We start from the raw sequence: 25,629 nt of genomic DNA, 5'->3' as shown, positions 1-25,629 counted from the left end.
AGGGGTGGACATTATGAGATGCTTTAAATGTGGAAGCCTTCTTTCTGAGAATGATACATGCCCTAAATGTGGTGAGGATGTAAGAGTCTATAAAAAGACAGCAAGAGTATCAGATGCATATTATAATTCAGGATTGTATAAGGCACGCGTAAGAGACTTAACAGGTGCTGTAGAGAGCCTTAAAATAAGTCTTATGGTTAATAAATATAATACAAATGCAAGAAATCTTTTAGGTCTTGTTTACTGTGAAATGGGAGATGTTGTAGAAGCACTCAGTCAGTGGGTTGTGAGCAAGAATTTTGCACCAGAGGATAATGTTGCGGGTGCATATATTAAGAAGATACAGACTAACCAGAACAGATTTGAGATGATAACAGGCACAATAAAGAAATATAACCTTTCTTTGAAATACGCAAAAGATGGCAATCTTGATATGGCTGTTATACAGTTAAAAAAGGTTGTGGCTAATAATCCTCAGCTTATAAAAGCACATTTGTTACTGGCACTTATATATATCAAGCAGGATGAACTGGCAAGAGCAAGAAAACTTCTCAATGCGGTTCTTGCAATAGATAAGAACAATACGCTTGCACAGCTGTATAAGAAGGAAATAGATGAGAAAATTGCAATAAAGAAAGCAGAGAGTTCATCAGCATTTCTGCCAAAGAGAAAGGAAAAAGACATCGATAAAAAGCCTCTTAGTGGTAATGATGTTATTCTTCCAAGATCATCTTATAAAGAGCCAAGCAATGGTGCAATTACAATAATAAATGTGCTTGTTGGTGTTGTTATTGGTGCAGCACTTATATGGTTCCTTATTGTCCCGGCAAGAAATAAGGGACTTACACAGGATTACAAGAAGAGCCTTCAGGAGTATAGCGAGCAGTTGTCATCTGGCAATGTTGAACTTAATTCAATGCAGAAGGAGCTTGAAGATGTAAAATCACAAAGAGATGCTCTTGAGCAGCAGCTTGGTGTAGTTAATGGAACAGAAGGAAGCAACAAGCTGCTGGTAGCAGTAATAGAGGCTGCGAGTGCTTATATTGCTAACAAGCCTGCTGATGCTGCAGACAAGCTTGTTGATATAGATGTCAGTGCGCTTCCAAGTGATTCGGCTAAGGCATTGTATAATACAATTGCTACGGCTACACTTCCATCAGCAGCACAGAATTTCTATAACACAGGAATGACAGAGTATTATAAGTCCAACTATGAAGTTGCGGCAGAGAATCTTGTCAAAGCATACAAATGTAATAACAGTGCAGATTCAGCTTATTATGCGGCTAAGTCATATGTAGCATTAGCAAAGACTGATGATGCAAAGAAATACTATAAGTATATTGTGGATGATTATTCGACTAGCGGATATTATAAAGAAGCCAGCGATTATGTTAATTCACATTGATGAGGTACTAAAAGATAAGCCCCCGGCAAAGAATTATTTCTTTGCCGGGGGCTTTGCCGTAAAACAAGGAGTTGTAGGAACCGGAGGAAAGAGGAGTTTAGTATGTCAAGACAGGAAATCAAGAAAAATTATAATGAAGCTGAAGAAAAAAACTTTGATATATCACAGGAAATACAAGAGGAAGAGACCAGACATATGGATTATATATACATGGTTAATGGAGATAAGCTGATAATACGAATGAATGCAGAGCTGGATCACCATCTTGCAGAAGAAATGAGGCAGGTTATAGATGATGTCATAGATAAGAGAGGCGTAATGCATATAGTGTTTGATTTTACAAAGGTTGATTTCATGGACAGCGCAGGAATAGGACTTATTATGGGGCGTTACAAGAAGGTTATGGATAAAGGTGACATAACAATCGTTGGAGTCCGTGAAAGTGTTAAGAGGATACTTCTTATATCAGGACTTCATAAGATAGTTAATATATATGAACTTAAAGGACAGGAGGTATAAGCATGATAGAGAATAACAATGTTGAATTATTATTTGAAGCAAAATCAGAAAATGAAGCATTTGCAAGGGTTGTGGCGGCAGCCTTTGTTACATACTTAGATCCTACAATGGAAGAATTGCAGGACATAAAAACAGCAGTTTCCGAGGCAGTAACCAATGCAATAGTCCACGGCTATGATAATGGTCCGGGAAAGGTGAGAATGAGACTTAAAGGCATACAGAATCAGGTAATAATAGAAGTACATGATGATGGTCTTGGCATGGAAAATGTTGCAAAAGCAATGGAACCTCTGTATACAACCAAGCCTGAACAGGAACGTTCAGGAATGGGATTTTCGTTCATGGAGGCATTCATGGATGATTTAAGAGTTGCGTCAGCACCAGGCAAAGGAACAACAGTGCTTATGAGAAAGAAAATAGGGGAGTAATTGATAGGATGTGATGCTATGGATCAGACTAAGGATTGTACCAGGGAATTGATCGCTAAAGCACACAATAATGACAAAGAGGCCAGAGAGAAGCTGGTAACAGATAATCTAGGGCTTATATGGAACATAATTAAAAGATTTAAGGGAAGAGGAACAGAACAGGAGGATCTGTTTCAGATAGGATGTATAGGACTTATAAAGGCAATTGATAATTTCAATCTGGATATGGATGTTGCATTTTCAACATATGCAGTTCCAATGATAACAGGTGAGATAAGAAGATTTCTGCGGGATGATGGAATGGTAAAGGTCAGCCGTTCTATCAAAGAAAATGCAGTAAAAAGCATGAAAGCGGCGGGACAGCTCCGTGACACATTAGGCTGCGAACCGACAGTAGAACAGATAGCAGCTGCCTGTGAGTTGTCAGTTGAAGACATAACACTGTCGATGTCTGCATCAATGGAGGTTGAGTCAATATATAAGACAATCTATCAGGGGGATGGAAGTGAGGTCATGCTGATGGATAAGTTAGAAGATAAGGCAGACATTGGGGAAACTGCGTCAAGTAAAGTGGCACTTGTACAACTTATGGAAACACTTTCACAGCGTGAAAAAGAGCTTATCAGGATGCGTTATTATGATGATTACACACAGATGCAGGTTGCTAAGGAGTTCGGAATATCGCAGGTGCAGGTGTCGCGGATGGAGAAGAAGATTTTAAGTGGCATGCGCAAGCGGCTGGTTGTATGAATAAATTTTTGGGTATGTACAATACTAATACTAGCAACGGAGGGTTTGTTATGTCAGAGAAGATTTATTTGAAGATTGACCAGCAAAGGTATGTTAAGAAGCCTAGGGTCACTATTGGGGATGTGATGACTGTTTATTGCAGTGATAAGGATATGATTGAAAAAATCGGACATATAACGCTTGCGGAGTTTACGCTGGGCAAGTACGACAGGAAGGTGTTTGACGCACTTGATGTTGTGGGGATTATTCAGAAGGAGTATCCGGATGCAGATATTGAATGTCTTGGGGAATGTGATTTTGTTGTTGAGTACAAGAAGCCGGAGAAGGAAGGCACAGTGCATTGGATTAAGGTAGCTGTTATATGTTTTATAACAATGGTTGGAAGCGGATATGGAATTATTGCGTACAACAATGACGTAAGTACGACGGATATATTTGACCGGGTGTACGAGCTTCTTGGAGCTTCTGCATATAAGGCAACAAATGCAATGGAGATTGCCTATGCTGTGGGATTGTTTATTGGAATTGTTATATTTTATGATCATTTTGCAGGACAAAAGCTGTCAAAAGCACCAACACCGCTTGAGATTGAAATGGATAAATATGACAAAGATATATCAGAATCTGTTATTGATAGGGAAGGTGGAAAATGATAGCGGTTATTATTCTTATAGGGGCTATGTCGGGAGTGTTTACTGCAGCAGGACTTTTTGCACTTATAACCAGTGTTGGTGTTATTAACAGATATGCTGATGTCAGCGGGACGAGCAGACATGTGTCTCTGTATGAGGAATGTATAATAATCGGTGCGACGGCAGCCAATGCTGTATATGTTCTTGGAATCACGGTTAGAATAGGAATGACGGGCTGTATTATATTCGGGTTGATATCCGGGATATTTATAGGCACATTTTTAATAAGCCTTGCAGAGACAGTTAAAGCATTGCCAATATTTGTTCACAGGGCAAAGGCGGGCACAGGTCTTGGCTTTATTGTGGCGGCGACAGCGGCAGGAAAAGCACTAGGACAGCTTGTATATTACTTATATATGTATTGATTTTGCATTGCAAAAAGGGAGGATTTATGCACGATATTAATTCTGAAAGCGGTACCAAAGCTGATATTGAAAAAAGAAATGAAAGCTATAATGCTTATGTAAAAAATGTTACGCCTAAAGGAAGCTGTGTGGCAAAATGCTTTAAGGCATTCATTGTTGGTGGCTGTATATGTGTTGCAGGACAGATTATTTTAAATGTATGCAAGTGGATGAAAGTGCCCGACACGGATGCAGCATCTTACACAACACTGATACTGGTATTTTTAAGTGTAATTCTTACCGGACTTAATATTTATCCGTCTATAACCACATTTGGCGGAGCAGGAAGTCTTGTTCCGATTACAGGATTTGCAAACAGCGTTGCTGCACCTGCGATTGAGTATAAGAAGGAGGGACGGGTGTTCGGTATTGGCTGCAAGATATTCACGATTGCCGGTCCTGTTATTCTATATGGAATATTTTTTAGCTGGTGTGCAGGACTTATATATCTGGCTTTAAAGCTTATACATGTACTGTGATTCTTGATTAAGAAACATCTGTATGGTAGAATCATAGGAACTGTTTTAAAGAAATGCGCAGGATACGAGGATAATATGGGAACTTTTTTAGAAGATTATTATAATAAATTTAATGAAGAAAAAAGACTGACTTCAAGACACGGACAGATTGAATTCCGTACATCGATTCATTATATACATGAGTGTATTGAAGAATTAAAGAGAGAAGGCAGAGAGAATATAAAGATTATGGATATAGGTGCCGGGACAGGCAGATACAGCGTTGCACTGGCTGAGGAAGGCTTTGATGTAACTGCAGTTGAACTGGTAAAGCACAATCTTGGAATATTGAAATCCAAGAATTCATCAGTTAAGGCTTATCAGGGCAATGCACTTAAGTTAAAGCGTTTCGAGGATGAAACATTTGACATAACCCTGCTGTTCGGGCCGATGTATCATCTGTTCGGACAGGAGGATAAGGTTAAGGCATTAAAGGAGGCGGCCCGTATTACAAGGAAGGGTGGCTTTATTCTTGTCGCTTATGTTATGAACGAGTATGGTGTTATTACATATGCATTTAAGGAAAGACATATTAAGGAGTGTATGGAACAGGGCAGGCTGACAGAGGATTTCCACACGATATCTTCAGAACAGGATCTGTATGATTATGTGCGTCTTGAAGATATTGAGAAGGTTAATGAAGCAGCAGGATGTGAACGTGTGAAGATTGTGACACCGGATGGACCGGCTAATTACATAAGACAGTTCGTGAACCAGCTTGACGAGGAGGAATACGAGATGTTTTACAGGTATCATCTTGCAACCTGTGAAAGAGCTGATCTGCTTGGTGCTGCTGCACATACGCTTGACATAATACGAAAATAATACATAATTAATACATTTTTGGACAGACTACTTATAAAGACTAATGGCACATGAGTATGTGCGGAAACGAGGATTATGACTGGAAAACAGAGTCTGTTATTTGACAAAGATGTATATGTGAGATGTGCTGCAACAGTGGTTGGAAAGAAAGAGGCTGATGGTCCGCTTGGTGAAATGTTTGATGTGGCAGTAGAAGATGATATGTTTGGAAAGAAAAGCTGGGAGGAGGCTGAGAGCCACATTCAGGAGATGGCGGTTGACAAGCTGCTTATTAAAAGCGGCATGGCTGCGTCAGACATAGATTATATCTATGCCGGAGACCTTCTTGGACAGCTTATAGCAACATCTTTCGGTCTTATGAGATATGAAATACCGATGTTTGGTCTGTACGGAGCATGTTCAACGATGGGCGAGGCATTATCACTTGGTGCAATGTGTGTTAATGCCGGATATGCGCAAAATGTAATTGCCATCGCGTCAAGCCATTTTGCAAGTGCTGAAAAGCAGTTCCGTTATCCGCTCGAGTATGGAAACCAGAGACCAGTTGCATCTACATGGACAGTTACAGGAGCAGGGGCGTATATCGTCGGCGATAAGCCTCTGGATAAGAAAAAATGTGTTCTCATAAAGGGTATTACAACGGGAAAGATTGTTGATTACGGCGTTAAGGATTCAATGAATATGGGAGCATGTATGGCTCCAGCAGCAGCAGAGCTTATAGAAGCTAATTTCAAAGACCTTGATGTTGATAAGGATTATTACGATGCAATATTTACAGGCGACTTAGGAGAGATTGGCAACAGAATATTGTCTGAGCTTCTAAAAGAAAAAAGTATTGATATTGCTGATAAGCTGTATGATTGTGGAATGCTTATATACGAGGGGGAAACTAAGTGTTCAGGCGGAAGCGGCTGTGGCTGCAGTGCAGTTGTTCTTGGAAGCTGTATTATGGACAGGCTTATAAGAGGAGAATATAAAAGGGTTCTTTTTGTTCCTACAGGAGCTTTGTTATCTACCGTAAGTTACAATGAAGGAAAAAGTGTGCCGGGCATAGCCCATGGTGTAATTCTTGAAGGAAAGGAGAGTTAAAGCCATGGATTTTGTTAAAGCATTTGTATGTGGGGGATTAATATGTGTTCTTACACAGATTCTTATGGAAAAGACAAAGCTTATGCCGGGAAGGATAATGGTCATTCTTGTAACAACAGGAGTTGTACTTGGAGCAGTTGGGATATACGAGCCGTTTGTTAAATTTGCAGGAGCGGGAGCAACAGTTCCTCTTACGGGATTTGGCAATGTCTTATGGAAAGGTATGAAGAAAGCAATAGATGAGCAGGGATTTTTAGGATTGTTTACAGGTGGATTTACCTCATGTGCAGTCGGAGTGTCAGCAGCACTTATATTTGGATTTATTGCGTCGCTTATATTTGAACCTAAGATGAAAAAAGAGTAGATATGAAAAGAGATGCCAGAATAGAAATCATCTGACATCTCTTTTTTGTGATTTTAAATTAATTATGGCCGTCTGGTTGATGAAGACGATGAGGATGTACTTTTATCTGTTTTAGTTTCCGACTGCGTTGCAGATGAAGTTTCCTCAGTACTTTTATTAGTATTTGTTGCTTTGGTTGGCTTTGTTGTGGCACTGTGAAGAGTACATAGCTTAGATAATTCAGTGTCTGTTATTGAAATATCAGCATCCCATGTCTTGAATTCCGAGCCTTCCTTATCATCACCAAGCTTATCAGCAGAAGATTTCTTTCTCATAATTTTGGTTGTTGTGCTTGGACAACCTGATGTAGCAATATCTCCTGATACATTACAGAAAGTTACTTTGGTATGTGTTGTACAGTATTCTGTTGGAACTGTGTCTTCTGTAAAATATTCAGTTATTATGCAGTTTCCTTCAGAATCCTGATCACATAATCCTTCAACAGGAAGAAGGCCTGATTTAGAGCAGACAGATGCTTCTACAATACCAGAAGGCTGTTCATATGTTCCGGTTGGAAGATTAAGGTTTTCATGGATTGTCTGCATAATTGAACGCCAAATAATATTATGATTTACAACATTTCCAAGCTCTCTTGAATTGTCATCATATCCAACCCATATTGTGGCTGTATAATATGGAGTGAAGCCACAGAACCATCTGTCGCTGTCATACTGTGTTGTACCTGTCTTACCTGCTACAGGCTGGCTTGAAAAGTTTGCTGAACGTGCTGTACCATCAGTTGCAACTGAACGGAGACCCTGTATAAGGAGCCAGTCTGAGTTCTCATTAAGAACCTTATGCGTTTCTGGAATGGTATTATCAATGATAATATTGCCATCTGAATCAAGTACCTTTGTGTAATAAACTGGTTTTGTATAGGTTCCCTTGTTAGCGATAGCAGCATAAGCAGCACACATATCGATATTGGAAACACCACGGGTCATACCACCAAGTGCAAGTGACTGGACAACATCATGTGCACCGTTAATTGCATTCTTAGGAGAAACAAGTGTTGATATACCGAATTTCTCAAGATAATTGTATCCGACCTGAGGAGTCAGCTTTGTAAGAATCTTAACAGCAGGTACATTCTGTGAAATTGTAAGTGCCTGTCTTAATGTAATCAGACCACGATATTCTCCTTTTGTGAAATTAGTTACAAGCTTGGCATCTGTGCCAGAGTAATAATAAGGTGCATCATCAATGGCAGAAGCAAGTGTATATGTTCCTGTATCAAGAGCGGGGCCATATGCCACAAGTGGTTTAATACTTGAGCCCGGTTGTCTTGCAATATCATTAGAAGCACGGTTTAAGCTTCGGTTAAGAGTTTTATCGCCGCGCCCACCAACCATTACTTTAACATGTCCATTGGTCTGATCCATTATTGTAAATGAAATCTGTGGCTGTAATGTAAAGGTAAGCGTTTCTGAATAAACTTCTCCCCCTTCCTTAAGGAGTTCTTCTTTATATGCTTCAACATATGCTCTGGCAGCATCCTCATCAGTCAATGTGAGGCTGAAACTTGTGTCACCGAGTTTTTTGGTATACCAGTTAGCCATTGAGTTATGTGAATAATACGAAAATGTCCCATCTGTCTGCTTGACAGTTAAAGCATAGTTAATTGAAAAATGTGTATTATCATTGTAATTATCAGGGTCATTAATCACATCATCAGCAACCTGCTGCATCATTGTATCCTGCGTTGAATAAACCTGAAGTCCTCCGCGGTATATAAGGCTTGTTGCCTGAGATTCTGTATAGCCTTTCTGTGACATAAGATCTGAGGTAAGCTGGTTAATAAGTTCATCTACAAAATATGAATAGGTAGTTGTAGATGTTCCGGCAAGTTCAATGCCTTCAAGTCTTGCATATACATCATCTGTAAGAGCATCATCATATTCAGCCTGTGAAATATATCCCTGATCTTTCATATTAAGAAGAACCTGGCTTTGTCTGTCTCTGTTTCTGTCAGCGTGTCTTATTGGATTAAGACCGGTAGGACTTTTAGTGATAGAGGCAATAACTGCGCACTCGCTTAATGAAAGCTCAGATACATCTTTATTAAAGTAACCTTTCGCAGCAGCCTGGACACCATAATAGCCGTTTCCAAGATTAATAGTATTAAGATAGTTCTCAAGTATTGATTTCTTTGACATTACAGTTTCAAGCTTTATGGCAAGATACTGTTCCTGTACTTTTCGTTTTATCTTTTCAATGTCAGATTCGTTGTAGGCATTAAATACATTATTCTTAATCAGCTGCTGTGTAATTGTACTGGCACCCTGCGACATGTGTCCTGAAGAAAGAGTGATAGATGCAGCTCTTAAAATACCTTTCATGTCTATGCCGTTATGCTCATAAAAACGTTCATCCTCAATAGCAATAAATGCATGCTGAAGATTTAAAGGAATCTGGTCAATGGTAACATAAGTCCTGTTAGCTCCAGCAGATGAAAGTGTCTGTATTTCATTATTATCAGTATCATATATTTTGGTCGCAAATCCTTCGGGCGAAACATTAATAGAAGCTATATCAGGAGCGTTTTCTATAATTCCCTGAAATGAACCGAATACAAGGCATGAACCTGCTACAACTAATGCTATTATTCCGACCAGAGCCAGCTTTATAAAAAATATACCTAATTTGGTGCCAAGCTTGGTAGTAGCTGAATTGAGCAGCTTTTTCTTTTGTTTTATGCCTTTATCACCATAATTCATATATTGTCCTCCTTAATAAAGTCATGATATTATATCATAAAAAGAAGGCACAGGCAAATAATTGGAGTTGTGCCGAGTGATTTGGAAAAGGAAAAAATATGAAAAAAATAATTAAAAACGGACAGGGAGAATATATAGAGAAAAAATCAAAATTTATAGCGCATATTTTTAATGTTGAAAGCGAACAACAGGCAGCAGCCATAATAGCAGAAGCAAAAAAGAAATACTGGGATGCCAGACATAACTGTTATGCCTATATACTTGGGGATAAAGGGGAGATACAGAGGTTTTCAGATGATGGAGAGCCGTCTGGGACAGCAGGAAAACCAATACTGGAAGTATTATCGGGCAATGAATGCAGTAATTGCCTGTGCATTGTAACAAGATATTTTGGAGGAGTATTGCTTGGAACAGGCGGTCTTATAAGGGCGTATACAAGTGCATCAAAGGAGGCACTGGATGATTGTCTGACAGGAGAGCTTGTTGAAGGAGTGCATGCATATCTTGATGCTGATTATAATTATGTGGGGAAAATACAGCATTTATGTACACAGTATGACATTACAATTGTTAATACAGAATATTCAGATAATGTAATATTTGAATTGATGATGGAGAAGCAGGTTCGGCAGAGGTTTGAGAAAGCACTGACAGAAATGTCATCAGGCAGGATAGGACTAAGAGACATTAAGGAAGTTAAAATGTACAGAGATGGCAGAGGAATATTGAGCCTGTAAAATATGAATAAAAAATTAACAGTAGTAAAAAATAACAATACAATGGTCAACTTTTGTGAATCTAAAAGAATAATATGTAAAAGTGATGTAAAAAAACATAAAAAATGCGAGTGTGCTAGTGCATTTTTTACATAAAAATATGATAGTTATTGAAAGAAAAAGTATTCTTACGAAATAATTCAGACAAAAAATTAAGAAAAATTAAAAAAATGTGAACATGGCAAACCGCATAAATACTGGAGTTTCACACAAAACACAAAAAAAATACAATATTTATTAAAATTAGTCTTGTTAAAATAGTACAAAAATGATAATATATCAATGTCTAAAAAACGAAATGGGGGTTAAGCCCCGAAAACCAAATAAGGAGGGTTTTAAGGTTTATGAAAAGACATTAAAGAAGTTTGCTGCTGTAGGTTTAACACTTACATCAGTAGTAGGACTTGTTGCTTGTGGTTCTAAGAACAACACTACAGACAGCAAAAAGGAAACAGTTGACTGGGCTTCAGTTGAAAAGCCAGGTAAGTTTACAGTTATGGTAGACGGAACTATTGTTAAGGAAACTAACGGAGCTGCTGAGTTCTATAAGTATTATAAGGAACTTACAGGACTTGATATTGAGTGGATTCGTCCAGATCACTCAAGCTACGCTGACTCTGTAAAGAACACATTCGCATCAGGAGACCTTCCAGATGTAGTTCTTCTGAACTCAGATTATCTTGCAAACTTCGCATCAAACGGATATCTTTGGGATATGACAGATGCTTGGGAGCAGTCAGCTACTAAGAATTCAGGAAGACTTACTGATATGGCTGATGCTGTTATGGCAGGTAATGTACTTGCTGGTCCAGACGGAACAAAGGCTCTTTACGGCTTCTCACCAACACGTGGTAACGGATGCTGTACATATGTAAAGGCTTCTGCATTAAAGGCAGCTGGATTAGACCCAGATAAGGTTGCTAATGAGACAATGACATATGATCAGTACTATGATATGCTTAAGAAGATTCAGGCAGCATCATCTAACAAGAACTATGTAATCTCTACATCAGGTTTTGTTGCTGGTGGTAACAAGCCAGAAGCTCCATATACTAACTACCTTCCAGAATTCTATCAGGATGCTCAGTTCACATTCTATCTTAAGGATGGAAAGTATGTAGATGGATTCTCAGAAGAAGCAATGAAGAAGGCTATGGACAGACTTAAGACAGCAATTGATGACAAGATTCTTGATCCTGCTACACAGAATGCTTCAACAAAGGAAGCTCGTAACAAGTTTACTAATAAGGACGCTAACCTTGCATCTTCAGTATTTACATACTGGGCTGGTACATGGGATAAGAACCTTACTAAATTACTTCCAGATCAGACAGACAGCCTTGTAGCTATCAAGCCTATCAAGGAAGTTGGCAAGTATGTAGAGCGTCTTGCTCCAGCTTGGGCTATTACATATAAGGCATATGAGAATGGAAAGGCTGAGGGAATCTTTAAGTACTTCATCGATACAATGCTTGATGGTGGAGATATCCAGGTAGCTTGGGAATACGGCGCTAAGGGAACACACTGGGATGATAAGGCAGAGACATATACAGTAGCTGGTAAGGATGGAAAAGAAGGTAAGACTTATACAGCAGCAGAAGGAGAATTCCATAATCTTCCATCTCCAGAAACACCATCAACACTTACAACTAAGAACCATATTGATCCAGATCTTGCAATTGCTGGATTTGGAGATAAGGAAGATCCAGGTCACAAGGCTCAAGATCCAATTATTACTGAATGCTACAAGATGTTCAATGCTAACTGCGAAATGGTTGAAGCTCTTCCTACAACAGAAGTTCTTAGTAACAATATCACAGATATCAATACTAAGAGAGTAGAAGTTCTTTCACAGGTAGTTCTTGGAACTAAGTCATATGACGAGGCTATGGCTGATTACAATAGCCAGGTAGGTGCTAAGGTTACAGCTGTTATCGAGTCATTAAATGAGACAATTAAGTAATTTAACTTAATGTTAAGAATTTAAGATGCGGATGCATCAGATATTCAATATGGCGGCGCAGAGAAATCCGCGCCGCTTATATTGAGAAAAGATTTGCTTATGAAATTTGTATTTTTTGTATTTATTTGGTAGGCATACGATAAATTATTAGGAAAGAAGGTAAAAAAATGCAGTGTCCATCTTGTAACACAGAGCTTCCTAAGAAAGCAAAGGTTTGCCCTAAGTGTGGTACAGCAATAGGAAAACCAAAGGGAAACTTAAGAGTAATGGCTATCATTGGATTTGTTGTAATGCTTATTGCAAGTCTTTTACCAATGGTACAGTCAGGCGAGAAGATTAAACTGGGATTATATCCTAAAGCTTATGCTTTCGGCTACATGAATATCAGTATGCCGGTTATGTGGTATTTATTTATTGCATGTATAGTTGTTGCAATTATTCTTGTAGTAGCAAGAAAAGAAATTCTGTCTATTATTCCGGTAGCAGTTTCAGTTGTTATTACAATTGTTTCATTCCTTGCATTCGACTTTAACAGTGTTGAAGGAAAAGTAATGGGTGGTGGTCTTAAATTTGTCCCTCATTCACTTACAGATCTTCTCAGCAATGGTTATAATGGTAATTCATATCATATCGGATGTGGATTAATTGTTCTTGCAATTGGTGTTGTTATTGCAATTGCAGGTTGCTTCATTGATGTTGTGAAGCCATTTAAGAAAGATCTTCATGTTGATACTAAGTATCTTTCTAATTCATTAAATCAGAGCCTTTCTAATAAGATTTATTATTATAGAGGTTTCTACCTTATGTTCTTACCAGTATTTGTAATGATTATGTTGTTCAACTACTGGCCAATGCTTGGATGCCGTTATGCATTTACATGTTATATCATTGGTAACCCTTATTACATGGGACTTTACCATTTTGTAACAATGTTTACTAACGATGTATATTTCTGGCAGGCATTTAGAAATACATTAATTTTGTCAATTATTAAGTTGTTCTTAAATACAGGCGCAGCTGTTATAATTTCACTTCTTTTAAATGAAATTACAAACATGATTTTCAAGAAGACAGTACAGACAATTATTTACCTTCCACATTTCATGTCATGGGTAGTTGTTGCTTCAGTTTTCAAGATGATGCTTGCACCGTATGATATCGCTCCAGTAAACTCAATTCTTATGAACATGGGTCTTATTGATACACCTATTGATTTCATGAATTCTGCTCAGTACTGGCGTGGAACATTCTATGTAATGAATGTTTGGAAAGATACAGGATGGGGAACAATCTTATTCTTAGCTACATTATCAGGTATCAGCCCAGACCTTTATGAGGCTGCACAGATTGATGGTGCTAATAGATTTAAGAGACTGATATATATTACATTACCAGCTCTTGCTAATACTATTATTACAGTATTTATCCTTAACCTTGCTAAGGTTATGAACCTGTTTGAGTCAGTATTCGTATTACAGTCACCTATTACTTATACTAAGTCACAGGTATTACAGACATATGTATATGTTAAGACATTCGGTGGTGGTAACTCAGATTATGGTTATACAACTGCTGTAGGTTTATTTAAGTCGTTCGTTGGTATGATCTTAGTTCTCGGTTGTAACTGGGCAAGTAAGAAAGTACGTGGACGTGGTATTGTATAGGAGGGAATAAATAATGAGTGATAGTACAACATTAGTTTACAAAAAGAAAAAGAAAAAATTTAAAATATTCCCATTAGTTAATGCAATATTCTTTATTATTGTTGCATGCTTGATTATGATACCAATTTATCGAGTAATTATCAGTTCTATTGATGCTAATACTTCATACAACTTTGTATGGTTACCATCTAAGTTTACATGGGGTGGATATACAGCCGTATTAACCAGATCAAGCTTATATACACCATTCTTGATTTCAGTTGTTACAACAATTATTGGTACATTTGTTGGACTTTTAGTTGTAACACTTGGTGGTTATGTATTAATTCAGTGGGAGATGCCAGGAAGAAACTTCTTCGCTTATATGCTTCTCTTCACAATGATTTTCGATGGTGGTATGATTCCTAAGTACCTTGTTATCAAGCAGTTGGGATTAATGAATACACTTTGGGCAGTTATTTTACCAATGTCAATCAATGTATATAACTTAGTTCTTATGAGAAACTTCTTTGAAGGTATCCCAGAGTCTCTTTTTGAGGCAGCTCAGATTGATGGATGCTCTCCAATGGGAATTTTCTTTAAGATTGTTCTTCCTCTTTCAAAGGCAGCTCTTGCATCAATTGGTTTGATGTTCGCAGTTAGTTTCTGGAATGATTATACAAACTTCAAGTTATATATTACTAAGAATAAGCTGTTCAACTTCCAGATTCAGTTAAGAAACATGGTTATTGATAGTGATATTCCAGTTGATGACGCAGTTAATCAGGAAACAATTGGTAATGCAGCTACAATCATTGCTATTCTTCCTTTCATGATTATCTACCCATTCTGTCAGAAGTACTTCGTACAGGGTGTTAACGTAGGTGCCGTTAAGGAGTAATGTTAATATTTTGAATTTATTTAAGGCGGGTCCATATGGACTCGCCTTTTTGCGCGAGTAGCGATGAGAATGTACAATCAAATGCACCAGCTATGCTCGCATATGCTGGTGTTTTTGATTGTATATTCGAGGAGCACCGCGACAACGACAGAACGAAGTTCTGGAGTATGAGCTACGAGCGCGAGAAGCGAAAAAACTGTATTTTTATTCGTCATTACCAGTCAAATAGTGGAATAATACTGTTTAACATGATACAATAAAACAAATATTGGTTAGGAGGAAAAAGGCTTGGATAAAAGTTTTGAAATTAAAGGATACATTAATAATGTATTAAAAGAAACCGGGCTTGAAGGAGCAGATGCATTTGATAAGGCACTTCTTCTTAATGCTTTAGGTAAACTTGAAGCAGCAGAGCATAGTGATGAATATAAGGATGTTATTATAGGTGAATTAGATAAGCTTATACAGGAAAATACTATTAATATGGGTGAGAATGACCTTGTTAATTACATGTATGGTAATGCATGCTACAGTGTTGGAAAGAATGATATTGCTGTTAATATTGCTAAGCAGACAGAGAGACAGCCAAGAACAGAATCAGGATATTTTACAGGAGCGGAAGGTGGCAGATGCTTATGCACTGCATTTAAGGCTTTAAGCTTCTATATGAATTATGAGACAAAAGATGGTGGTAAAGAACATTATAATGATATAATCGCGCAGTATAATGCAATATATACAGAATGCTTTGAGAACGCAGGAAAGGCAGCACATGATGGTGATGCTAAGGCTGTAAAAGCACTTGCTTTATTTGCAGCAGGAGCAGTTGATACACTTGAAGTTATGGACCAGGCGTTGTATGAGATATTTGCAAGAATAAGAGAAATGTATAAAGCAGCAGTTTCAGTTCTTAATGATACAATTGATAATACAGATTCGCAGTTTATAAAGCTTATATATGCATATGCAGTATTGAAAGGATGCCGTATGAAACTTATACAGACTGAAAAATATGCAACCAAGGCTGAGGAAATCTTTGAAAAAGCAACTGATAAGCATGTTGCGGATAAGAGCAGTGTAGCTGTATCAGCAGCATACATAACAGCTTACAGTGAGTATATAAGAAACAGGGATTATCAGGATTACGGACGCAGCAATGGAGGTGTATTATGGAGTTAAAGTTAGTTATCAAAACAGGAAGAAGTGCTGTAGTAGAATTTGATGACGGTGGAAAGTATTATTCAAAGGAAGAATACACACTCCTGGTTAATGGAGAAGAATATGGCAAGACAGAAAAGGTTGTTACAACAATATATGGTCTTAAGCCAGATACAGAATATAAGATTTCAGCTTTGTATGCAGGAAAAGAATATGGACCTGTTGAATTTAAGACAGATTATGAATATGTAACACTTAATGTCAGAGAATTTGGTGCGTATGGTGATGGAGAACATGATGATACTAATGCAATCCAGTGTGCGATTATGGCAGCTCCTAAGGATTCCAGAGTATTAGTTCCAGAGGGTGTTTATAAGATATCAAGCATATTTTTAAAAGATAATCTTAACCTTGAGCTTGCTAAAGGAGCAGTACTTTCAGCATTTACAGAAAGAGAAAAGTTCCCTATATTACCGGGACAGATTGAGACATACGATGAGAAAGATTATTACAATCTTGGTACATGGGAAGGCAATCCTCTGGATATGTTTTCAGCAATTGTATGTGGTATTAACTGTTCAAATGTTACAATTACAGGTGAAGGAACTATTGATGGATGTACAACTCACGATAACTGGTGGAAGAATTGTAAGATAAGAAATACTGCGTGGAGACCAAGATTATTCTTTATCAATAACTGTAGTAATGTTACTATGCATGGAATTACAGTTCAGAATTCACCATCATGGACAATCCACCCATATTTTAGTAAACATCTTAAGTTTATTGATGTTAAGATTCTTAATCCTGCTAATTCACACAACACAGATGGTCTTGACCCGGAAAGCTGTCAGGATGTTCTTGTACTTGGAACATACATATCAGTTGGCGATGACTGTATAGCAATCAAGTCAGGCAAGATATATATGGCTCAGAAGGAAAAGACTCCTACAGAGGATATGACAGTACGCCAGTGCTGTATGAGAGACGGACACGGTGCAGTAACAGTAGGAAGCGAGATTGCAGCTGGAGTTAAAGATGTTCATATCAGAGACTGTATGTTCATGAATACAGACAGAGGTTTAAGAGTTAAGACAAGAAGAGGTCGTGGTAAATTATCTGTACTTGATGATATTTCGTTTGAGAATATTGATATGGATAATGTTATGACACCATTTGTTGTTAACAGTTTCTATTTCTGTGATCCGGATGGAAAGACAGAGTATGTTGGCTCTAGAAAGCCGCTTCCTGTTGATGACAGAACACCTTCAATTAAGAGTCTTACATTTAAGGATATCAATGCGAAAAACTGCCATGTTGCAGGTGCATATATATTCGGTCTGCCAGAGAGTAAAGTTGAGAAGCTTACATTTGAGAATATTAACTTCAGCTATGCTAAAGATGCAAAGCCGGGTGTAGCAGCAATGATGCTTGGCTGTGATGAAGCAAGCAGACAGGGACTTATTGTAAGTAATGTAGAAAAACTTATATTAAAGAATGTCAATATTGAAGGCTGTGATGGAGAAGCAATTGTGGCAGATAATGTTGATAAGATTGAAAGAGATTAGTATAAATATATAGAAATATGAGGAACAATCATGAATTTACATGCACCAAAGGGAATTGATGTTGAGAATTGGTTCATTGAGTGCTATAGGAAACATAAGGGGCATCCGTTAAAGATACTTATAGGGCTTTATAAGGGAAATTATAATAAGTTCTTTCTTGCGGTATTATTTTTCTTTATAAAGCATGCCCCTGTGTGGGTTCTGCCAATTGTAACGGCTAATATTATCAATGATATTACAAGCGGTTCGCCAGATACTATACAGAATATTATTATTCAGGCAATAATTATGGTTGCATTAGTTGCTCTTAATGTGCCAATGAATTATCTGTATACAAGATATAAATCATTAGCAACGAGATATGCAGAAACAGGACTTAGAAAAGCACTTGTAAGGAAACTGCAACAGCTTTCAATTTCGTATCACAAAGAGACACAGTCAGGCAGACTGCAATCAAAGATAATGCGAGATGTGGAGGCGGTTGAGACACTATCAACACAGATGTTTTTAAGTATATTAAATATTGCACTTAATATTGGAGTTGCACTTTTTGTTACGGTATCAAAGAGTCTTATAGTATTCTTATTCTTTCTTCTTACTACACCTCTTGCGGCGGCAACTATGGTATTTTTCAGAAATATTATGAAGAAGAGAAATACCGAGTTCCGTAAAGAGATGGAAGAGACATCTGCAAGGGTTATGGAGATGGTTGAGCTTATTCCGGTTACAAGGGCACATGCACTTGAAGAGGAAGAGGTAACCAAGATGAGCGGACAGCTTTTTGCAGTTGCTGAGAAAGGCTATAAGCTTGATGTTATACAGGCATTATTTGGCTCGGTTGGATGGGCAATATTCCAGATTTTTCAGGTTGTGTGTCTGGGATTCACAGGATTTCTTGCTTTAAAGGGAAGTGTTGGTCCTGGAGATATTACACTTTACCAAAGTTATTTTGCAACAATAGTAAGCCAGGTATCATCACTTATGTCACTTATACCAGTAATTGCCAAGGGCGTTGAGTCGGTTAATTCTATTGGAGAAGTACTTCTTGAAGAAGATATTGAATGTAATGACGGAAAAGAAGCACTTGATAGTGTAGAAGGTGAGTTTGATTTTAAAAATGTCAGATTTGCCTATAATAATACAGATAAACCGGTACTTCATGAACTTAATCTTCATGTTGATAAGGGACAGACGATTGCACTTGTGGGAGAATCAGGAGCCGGTAAATCTACAATTCTTAACCTTGTTATAGGCTTTAATTTCGCCACAGACGGAGTTGTTACAATTGATGGACATGATATCAGAGATATTGATCTTAGAAGTTATAGAAAGCATCTGGCGGTTGTACCGCAGACATCAATATTATTCTCAGGTACTATAAGAGATAATATAACATATGGAATAGATGATGTTGATGAAGATACACTTAACAAAGTTGTTGACGCAGCTAATTTAAGAGATCTTATAGATTCACTTCCGGATGGATTAGACACAGTTGTCGGAGAACATGGAGGAAAGCTTTCAGGAGGCCAGAGACAGCGTGTATCAATCGCAAGGGCACTTATGAGAAATCCTAAGGTAATAGTTCTTGATGAGGCAACATCGGCATTAGACAGTATATCCGAGAAGCTTATTCAGGAGGCACTTAATAATCTTACTAAAGACAGGACAACATTTATAGTTGCACACAGATTATCAACTATAAAGGGTGCAGACAGAATAGCAGTAATAGCGGATGGCCATTGTGTTGAATATGGAACATATGATGAGCTTATGGAACTTAAAGGCGAGTTCTATCAGATGAAATCAATACAGAGTTAAAAATAAAAGGAGGCGGGAATATAACCCGTCTCCTTATTTAGATGCCTGCCGGCTTTAATTACTTATTCTCAGCAAACCAGATTCTGAGTGTAGAGATAAGCTTTTCCTTAGAATCAACATCTAACTTCTGTACAATCTGCATGATTTCATTGTCAAGAGCTGTATTCTGGTATGACTTGTCAACGCTTCCTGCAAGATAATCAAGAGAAACTCCTGTAAGCTCTGCATAATATGAAAGCATTCTTAATGTCATAAGGTTACGGCCATTCTCAACATTACTTATGTAACCAGGTGTAACCTCTAATGCTTTAGCAACGTCTTCCTGTGTAAGACCGTGTGCAATTCTTAACTTCTTAACTTTAGCTCCTAAATCGCTATCCATAATTCAAACCTCCTAAAAATAATTACTTTTTGTTTGCTCTGTAACGAGCTGTGTGATCAAGAATCTTCTTACGGATTCTAAGACTCTTAGGTGTTACTTCAAGTAATTCGTCTGTGTCAATATAATCCAGTGCCTGCTCCAAGCTAAGAATCTTAGGCGGAACAAGACGGAGGGCCTCATCAGCACTTGAAGAACGAGTGTTGGTAAGATGCTTTGTCTTGCATACATTAACCTCAATATCCTCAGTACGAGGATTCTCGCCAACGATCATTCCGGCATATACTTTCTCACCTGGTCCAATGAAAAGAGTACCTCTTTCCTGCGCATTGAAAAGACCATAAGTGATAGCATCACCGCTTTCGTAAGCGATAAGAGAACCATTCTTTCTGTAAGAAATGTCTCCTTTGTATTCTTCATATCCTTCAAAAGAAGAATTGATAATACCGTTACCCTTAGTATCAGTAAGGAATTCGCCTCTGTATCCGATAAGACCTCTTGAAGGAATAGAGAATTGAAGTCTTGTGTATCCGCCGTTAATTGGTGACATACCAAGGAGTTCGCCTTTTCTCTGGCTTAACTTCTGGATAACAGATCCTGTGCAGTCATCTGGGACATCGATATAAGCAAGTTCCATAGGCTCAAGCTTCTTACCTCTCTCATCTGTGTGGTAGAGTACCTCGGCTTTACTTACTGCAAATTCATAACCTTCTCTTCTCATATTCTCAATAAGAACTGAAAGATGAAGCTCACCACGTCCTGAAACCTTAAATGAGTTCTCAACGCCAGGTGTTTCCTCAACTCTTAAACTAACATCTGTATTAAGTTCCTTGAAAAGTCTGTCTCTTAAATGTCTTGAAGTAACGAATTTACCTTCTTTACCTGCAAGAGGACTGTCATTAACCATGAAGTCCATAGAAAGAGTAGGCTCTGAAATCTTCTGGAAAGGAATGGCAACAGGGTTGTTAAGTGAACAGATTGTATCACCGATATGAATATCAGCAATACCTGATACAGCAACAATTTCACCGATTCCTGCTTCATTAACTTCTACCTTATTAAGTCCGTTAAATGTATAAAGCTTAGTAATTCTTACACGCTTCTTAACGCTTGGATCATGGTGGTTAACAATCATAACCTCTTGATTAACCTTAAGGCTTCCATTATCAATCTTACCTACACCAATTCTACCAACGAATTCGTTGTAGTCAATAGTAGAGATAAGCATCTGTGTATCTGCATCAGGGTCACCCTCTGGTGCAGGAATGTTATTGACGATACAGTCGAAGAGTGGCTGCATGTCTTTCTTTTCATCATTAAGGTCTGCCATAGCATAGCCTGACTTAGCTGAAGCAAAAATGAATGGACAATCAAGCTGATCTTCATTAGCATCAAGGTCAATGAAAAGCTCTAAGATCTCATCGATAACTTCTTCTGGTCTTGCTTCTGGTCTGTCTATCTTGTTAATACATACTATAACAGAAAGATTCATATCAAGGGCTTTCTGTAATACGAACTTAGTCTGAGGCATAACACCTTCGAATGCGTCAACAACAAGAATAACGCCGTTAACCATTTTAAGTACTCGTTCAACCTCACCGCCAAAATCGGCATGGCCAGGAGTATCAATAATGTTAATCTTAGTATCCTTATATGTGATAGCTGTATTCTTAGAAAGAATAGTGATTCCTCTTTCTCTTTCGATATCATTGGAATCCATAACTCGTTCAGCGACTTCCTGATTAGCTCTGAAAGTTCCGCTCTGCTTCAACAGCTCATCAACAAGGGTTGTCTTACCATGATCAACGTGGGCAATAATTGCAATATTACGAATATCATCACGCTTTGTTTTCATTAATAATGTCCTTCCTGAATTAAACTCAAAATATCTTCTATGATTAGCAACTTTTATATTCTATCACAATATTCTTAAAAAACAATACTAAATATATAAAAATTTTTTCATTTTTTGAACACAGATTATTCAAAAAGTTTTTGTAATATTTGCGAAAACGACAACATATACATATTAGAGAAAACAAAGCACATGCCACAACACATTAATAATAAGGTGGCAAAGAAGGGAGAAATACAGAATGCTTGATAAAGTAATTGAAAACAACAGAGTGTGTATCATTGGAGAGATTGTCTCAGAGTTCACTTTCAGCCATGAGGTCTTTGGAGAGGGCTTCTATATTGCTAATGTATCAGTGAACAGATTAAGTGATATGGTGGATGTCATACCACTTATGATATCTGAAAGACTTATTGATGTTACTAAGGATTATAGAGGAATGAAGATTGAGGTTGCAGGACAGTTCCGCTCATATAACAGACATGAAGGAACTAAGAATAAGCTTGTTCTCTCAATATTTGTAAGAGAATTAAGATTTTTAGAAGATGACGAGATGCCTGAAGAGCAGTCAAAGTCTAACCAGATATTCCTTGACGGATATGTATGCAAGCCTCCTATTTATAGAAAAACTCCATTAGGAAGAGAAATTGCAGATATCTTAGTGGCTGTAAACAGACCATATGGCAAGTCGGATTACATACCATGTATAGCATGGGGAAGAAATGCAAGATTTGCAGGAGGTCTTGAAGTAGGTGCACATCTTCAGGTTAGCGGACGTGTACAGAGCAGAGAGTACACTAAGAAAATAGGAGAAGAAGAGGTTGAGAGAAGAGTTGCTTATGAGGTATCAGTAAGCAAGATTGACCTTGTTGAAGATGAGGAATAATTAAGACAACATTTATGTTCTTTAGTTTAAGGATATATATTGACATAACATTATCAGAGTGATATAGTCACATTAACTGTAAGGGTTTCCCCTACAGCAGGTAGAGGTCGCACGATTCAAGAGTAATTATCCTGATGTCCCGGAAGACATATGAAGGATAGTAAAAGGGGAAAGTGCCGAAGAGGATTGTTTCCGGAGCAGTCTTACTGGGCGTAGGATTAATAGTTTTACGACTGTCATCGAATAGATGGAGAGCTACTTAAAGGACTATTACTATGATTTCTTTAAGAGCCAGTCTGTTTGAGCAGATTGGCTCTTCTATGTTGTTGAGCTACCCACATAGGTAGCGATGAGAATAGACAGGAATCATGTACATAATAATAGCTGTTAACAGCGGAAAGAAGGATGGTATGTCAGTATTTACCGGAGCCGGTGTAGCGATTATTACACCAATGAAAGCTAATGGAGAAGTTAATTATGATAAGCTTGGAGAATTCCTTGATTACCAGATTAATAACTCAACAGATGCAATTATTATCTGTGGAACAACAGGAGAGGCATCAACACTTACACATGAGGAGCATGTAGAAACAATTAGATTTGCTGCTGATTATGTAAAGAAAAGAGTTCCTGTTATTGCAGGAACAGGTTCTAACTGCACAGAAACAGCTGTATGGCTTTCACAGGAAGCACAGAAGGCAGGAGTTGATGGATGTCTTGTAGTTACACCATATTATAATAAAGCAACACAGAAGGGCCTTATCCAGCACTATACAGCGGTTGCGAAGTCAGTAGACCTTCCTATCATTATGTATAATGTTCCTGGAAGAACAGGCTGCAATATCCAGCCAGAGACAGCAGCCAAGCTTGCTAAGGATGTTGACAATATCGTTGCTATCAAAGCTGCAACAGGTAATCTTGCACAGGAGAGCAAGACAATGGCATTAGCTGAGGGAAGACTTGATATGTACTCAGGTGAAGACGGACTTATTGTTCCTCTTATGTCAATTGGAGCAAAGGGTGTAATTTCAGTATTATCTAATGTTGCTCCTAAGCAGACACATGATATCTGCGCTACATTTGCAGCAGGAGATGTTGCTAAGGCTGCACAGTTACAGTTTAAGGCATTAGAACTTGTAGATGCATTATTCTGCGAGGTTAATCCAATTCCTGTTAAGCATGCACTTAACCTTATGGGATGGGATATGGGACCACTCAGAAGCCCATTATGCGAGATGGAAGAGGCTAACCTTGAGAGATTAAAGAAAGCAATGGTTAACTACGGAATACTTTAATTGACAGGAGAATGAACATGACAAGAATAATTATGCATGGCTGTAACGGCCATATGGGACAGGTTATTACAGGAATAGTTGCTAATGATGCTAATGCACAGATAGTAGCAGGAATTGACCTTCGCGATGACGGACATAACTCATATCCGGTATTTGCTTCATTAGAAGAATGTAATGTTGAAGCAGATGTTATTATTGATTTCGCATCAGCTAAGGCAGAGGATACACTTGTTGACTATATTAAGAAAACTAAGATTCCTGCTGTAATATGTACAACAGGATTAAGCGATGGGCAGATTGCATCAATCAATGAAGCATCAAAGAGTGTTGCAATATTACGTTCAGCTAATATGTCACTTGGAATCAATACATTATTCAAGCTTTTACAGGATGCTGCCAAAGTGTTTGCGTCAGCAGGCTTTGATATTGAGATAGTTGAAAAGCACCACAACCAGAAGCTTGATGCGCCAAGTGGAACAGCTCTTGCACTTGCAGATTCAATGAAGGAAGTGCTTGATGATGATTATTTCTACAGATATGACAGAAGCCAGTTAAGACAGAAGCGTGATCCTAAGGAAATCGGAATCAGTGCCGTAAGAGGCGGAACTATTGTTGGAGAGCATGAAGTAATCTTTGCTGGAGAAGACGAGGTTATAGAATTCAAGCATACCGCACATTCTAAGGCTGTATTTGCAAAGGGTGCAGTTGAGGCTGCCAAGTTCCTTGCAGGAAAGCCGGCTGGAATGTACGATATGAGAGATGTTATTGCAGCTAAGAACTAGTTGTCAGAACAGTTAATATAATGATATTCAATGCGGCTTGCTTCGGCGAAGCCGCATTTTTTATATAATGCCACAGCTGCCCTGTTATTGCTTGTTACATTAAGTACGAGTGGAAGTGAAGCAATGTTAAAGTAGTCTTTAAGAAAATGCTTCATAAGGCATGTACCAATGCCTTTCCCACGAAGCTTCTCATCAACGAATACTCCGTATACATTGACAAATGTGTTCTGTGTATCAAGATAAAGAAGCGCCACAGGTTCTTCATATTCCGGCAGATACATAAGATAATCCTCACCCTCAAGATAATATTCGGCATTGTCAGGCTCTGCAGCCTGTATTGATTCTAAGTTAAAATGTGCTTTATCAAGCTGGTACAGATATTCGTAGAAACATACATCACCACATAAAGAACAATTAAGAAGTTCTCCGCTTATAGGCGCAATAAGCTCTAAATTGCCAGCAGAGCTGCTTTTAAGCTTCCTGTAACAGATGGATAGCATATTATGAAAATGTCCTCTATGGCGAAAATCAGGAGCTATAAGACCTGAAACTTCAACATACCTGCATTCATCATTGATAAGCAGTCCAATAAAGCCATACATTACAGGTGAATCTGCATCTTCATCAACAAGCGCACACTGGATAAAGCTGTCGTTATGGGAATCACAGTAATAAGGCTCGTAGCCGTCACATTTGTTAATAAGTTCTTCAAGAGCATTCATTAAAATGCTGTCCAGATAGTCAATCTCAATATATTTCATAGTGGTTCTCCAATAAAAGTTTATAAAAATATTACTTTGAAATAAGAAACATTTGTTTACAAAAGTGTCAAAATGCCTTACTATATAAGGG

General features: G+C 38.0%; 24 protein-coding genes and 1 riboswitch. Of the genes, 20 read left to right on the top strand and 4 right to left on the bottom strand.

Annotated features, from left to right (window positions below; genetic code table 11):
* Positions 1–13: 13 nt before the first annotated feature.
* From EUBELI_RS07745 to spoVAE, 10 genes are all read left to right on the top strand, one after another.
* Positions 14–1,405, top strand: coding sequence for a tetratricopeptide repeat protein (locus tag EUBELI_RS07745; RefSeq protein ID WP_012739836.1), 1,392 nt, complete (start codon positions 14–16; stop codon positions 1,403–1,405).
* A gap of 102 nt (positions 1,406–1,507) precedes the next feature.
* A complete protein-coding gene (locus EUBELI_RS07740) occupies positions 1,508–1,924 on the top strand; it encodes an STAS domain-containing protein (protein ID WP_012739835.1) in 417 nt (138 codons plus the stop codon).
* 2 nt (positions 1,925–1,926) lie between these two features.
* Entirely contained in the window at positions 1,927–2,352 is a 426-nt protein-coding gene (spoIIAB, locus tag EUBELI_RS07735; RefSeq protein ID WP_012739834.1) for an anti-sigma F factor, read from the top strand.
* Between the two features lie 18 nt (positions 2,353–2,370).
* Positions 2,371–3,102, top strand: coding sequence for a SigB/SigF/SigG family RNA polymerase sigma factor (locus tag EUBELI_RS07730; RefSeq protein WP_041688731.1), 732 nt, complete (start codon positions 2,371–2,373; stop codon positions 3,100–3,102).
* Between the two features lie 50 nt (positions 3,103–3,152).
* Positions 3,153–3,755, top strand: a complete 603-nt coding sequence (locus tag EUBELI_RS07725; RefSeq protein WP_041688223.1) for a stage V sporulation protein AA — start codon at positions 3,153–3,155, stop codon at positions 3,753–3,755.
* Positions 3,752–4,159: a stage V sporulation protein AB gene (locus EUBELI_RS07720; protein WP_012739831.1), complete on the top strand. Its 408-nt coding sequence runs from the start codon at positions 3,752–3,754 to the stop codon at positions 4,157–4,159. The genes EUBELI_RS07725 and EUBELI_RS07720 overlap by 4 nt, the downstream gene beginning before the upstream one ends.
* A 26-nt stretch (positions 4,160–4,185) precedes the next feature.
* Positions 4,186–4,677, top strand: a complete 492-nt coding sequence (locus EUBELI_RS07715; RefSeq protein WP_012739830.1) for a SpoVA/SpoVAEb family sporulation membrane protein — start codon at positions 4,186–4,188, stop codon at positions 4,675–4,677.
* A gap of 75 nt (positions 4,678–4,752) precedes the next feature.
* Positions 4,753–5,541: a class I SAM-dependent methyltransferase gene (locus tag EUBELI_RS07710; protein ID WP_049777947.1), complete on the top strand. Its 789-nt coding sequence runs from the start codon at positions 4,753–4,755 to the stop codon at positions 5,539–5,541.
* 75 nt (positions 5,542–5,616) lie between these two features.
* Positions 5,617–6,630 (top strand): stage V sporulation protein AD, encoded by a 1,014-nt coding sequence (locus EUBELI_RS07705; protein WP_012739828.1) that lies wholly within the window; start codon positions 5,617–5,619, stop codon positions 6,628–6,630.
* 4 nt (positions 6,631–6,634) lie between these two features.
* The gene (gene spoVAE / locus EUBELI_RS07700) at positions 6,635–6,994 is read left to right on the top strand and encodes a stage V sporulation protein AE (protein WP_041688222.1); all 360 of its coding nucleotides are present in this window, start codon (positions 6,635–6,637) and stop codon (positions 6,992–6,994) included.
* Positions 6,995–7,056: 62 nt separating this feature from the next.
* On the opposite strand, the gene EUBELI_RS07695 is transcribed toward spoVAE, so the two are convergent.
* Positions 7,057–9,750 carry a transglycosylase domain-containing protein gene (locus EUBELI_RS07695; protein ID WP_012739826.1) on the bottom strand — a complete coding sequence of 898 codons (2,694 nt, stop codon included), beginning with the start codon at positions 9,748–9,750 and terminating at the stop codon, positions 7,057–7,059.
* Between the two features lie 98 nt (positions 9,751–9,848).
* Between EUBELI_RS07695 and EUBELI_RS07690 the strand changes: the two genes are divergently transcribed.
* The 7 genes from EUBELI_RS07690 (at position 9,849) to EUBELI_RS07655 (ending at position 19,580) form a co-directional block, all read left to right on the top strand.
* Entirely contained in the window at positions 9,849–10,487 is a 639-nt protein-coding gene (locus tag EUBELI_RS07690) for a YigZ family protein (RefSeq protein ID WP_012739825.1), read from the top strand.
* Positions 10,488–10,824: 337 nt separating this feature from the next.
* Positions 10,825–12,489: a type 2 periplasmic-binding domain-containing protein gene (locus EUBELI_RS07685; RefSeq protein ID WP_049777945.1), complete on the top strand. Its 1,665-nt coding sequence runs from the start codon at positions 10,825–10,827 to the stop codon at positions 12,487–12,489.
* Between the two features lie 167 nt (positions 12,490–12,656).
* Entirely contained in the window at positions 12,657–14,153 is a 1,497-nt protein-coding gene (locus EUBELI_RS13675) for an ABC transporter permease subunit (RefSeq protein WP_012739823.1), read from the top strand.
* 13 nt (positions 14,154–14,166) lie between these two features.
* Entirely contained in the window at positions 14,167–15,033 is an 867-nt protein-coding gene (locus EUBELI_RS07675) for a carbohydrate ABC transporter permease (protein ID WP_012739822.1), read from the top strand.
* A 288-nt stretch (positions 15,034–15,321) separates the two neighbouring features.
* Complete coding sequence (locus tag EUBELI_RS07665) at positions 15,322–16,212, top strand: hypothetical protein (RefSeq protein ID WP_012739821.1); 891 nt, start codon at positions 15,322–15,324, stop codon at positions 16,210–16,212.
* Positions 16,203–17,759, top strand: coding sequence for a glycoside hydrolase family 28 protein (locus tag EUBELI_RS07660; protein ID WP_012739820.1), 1,557 nt, complete (start codon positions 16,203–16,205; stop codon positions 17,757–17,759). The genes EUBELI_RS07665 and EUBELI_RS07660 overlap by 10 nt, the downstream gene beginning before the upstream one ends.
* Positions 17,760–17,789: 30 nt before the next feature.
* Entirely contained in the window at positions 17,790–19,580 is a 1,791-nt protein-coding gene (locus tag EUBELI_RS07655) for an ABC transporter ATP-binding protein (RefSeq protein WP_012739819.1), read from the top strand.
* A 58-nt stretch (positions 19,581–19,638) separates the two neighbouring features.
* Here the strand turns inward: EUBELI_RS07655 and EUBELI_RS07650 are convergent, their stop codons facing one another.
* Positions 19,639–19,962, bottom strand: coding sequence for a helix-turn-helix domain-containing protein (locus tag EUBELI_RS07650; protein ID WP_012739818.1), 324 nt, complete (start codon positions 19,960–19,962; stop codon positions 19,639–19,641).
* A gap of 22 nt (positions 19,963–19,984) precedes the next feature.
* A complete protein-coding gene (gene typA, locus EUBELI_RS07645) occupies positions 19,985–21,814 on the bottom strand; it encodes a translational GTPase TypA (protein WP_012739817.1) in 1,830 nt (609 codons plus the stop codon).
* 241 nt (positions 21,815–22,055) lie between these two features.
* Here typA and EUBELI_RS07640 point away from each other — a divergent pair, with 241 nt between their 5' ends.
* From EUBELI_RS07640 to dapB, 3 genes are all read left to right on the top strand, one after another.
* Entirely contained in the window at positions 22,056–22,700 is a 645-nt protein-coding gene (locus EUBELI_RS07640; protein ID WP_012739816.1) for a single-stranded DNA-binding protein, read from the top strand.
* Positions 22,701–22,793: 93 nt separating this feature from the next.
* Positions 22,794–22,966: riboswitch (Lysine riboswitch) on the top strand.
* 144 nt (positions 22,967–23,110) lie between these two features.
* On the top strand, positions 23,111–23,995 hold the full coding sequence (gene dapA / locus EUBELI_RS07635) for a 4-hydroxy-tetrahydrodipicolinate synthase (protein WP_041688721.1): 885 nt from the start codon (positions 23,111–23,113) through the stop codon (positions 23,993–23,995).
* A gap of 17 nt (positions 23,996–24,012) precedes the next feature.
* Positions 24,013–24,777 carry a 4-hydroxy-tetrahydrodipicolinate reductase gene (gene dapB / locus EUBELI_RS07630; protein ID WP_041688219.1) on the top strand — a complete coding sequence of 255 codons (765 nt, stop codon included), beginning with the start codon at positions 24,013–24,015 and terminating at the stop codon, positions 24,775–24,777.
* Here the strand turns inward: dapB and EUBELI_RS13670 are convergent.
* Complete coding sequence (locus tag EUBELI_RS13670; protein ID WP_012739813.1) at positions 24,774–25,538, bottom strand: GNAT family N-acetyltransferase; 765 nt, start codon at positions 25,536–25,538, stop codon at positions 24,774–24,776. The genes dapB and EUBELI_RS13670 overlap by 4 nt on opposite strands.
* Positions 25,539–25,629: the final 91 nt, after the last annotated feature.

Source organism: [Eubacterium] eligens ATCC 27750, from assembly GCF_000146185.1.
In the GTDB taxonomy this organism is placed as follows: domain Bacteria; phylum Bacillota; class Clostridia; order Lachnospirales; family Lachnospiraceae; genus Lachnospira; species Lachnospira eligens.
The sequence above is the reverse complement of the archived record's forward strand: the minus strand, read 5'-3'. Positions and strand labels throughout refer to the sequence as shown.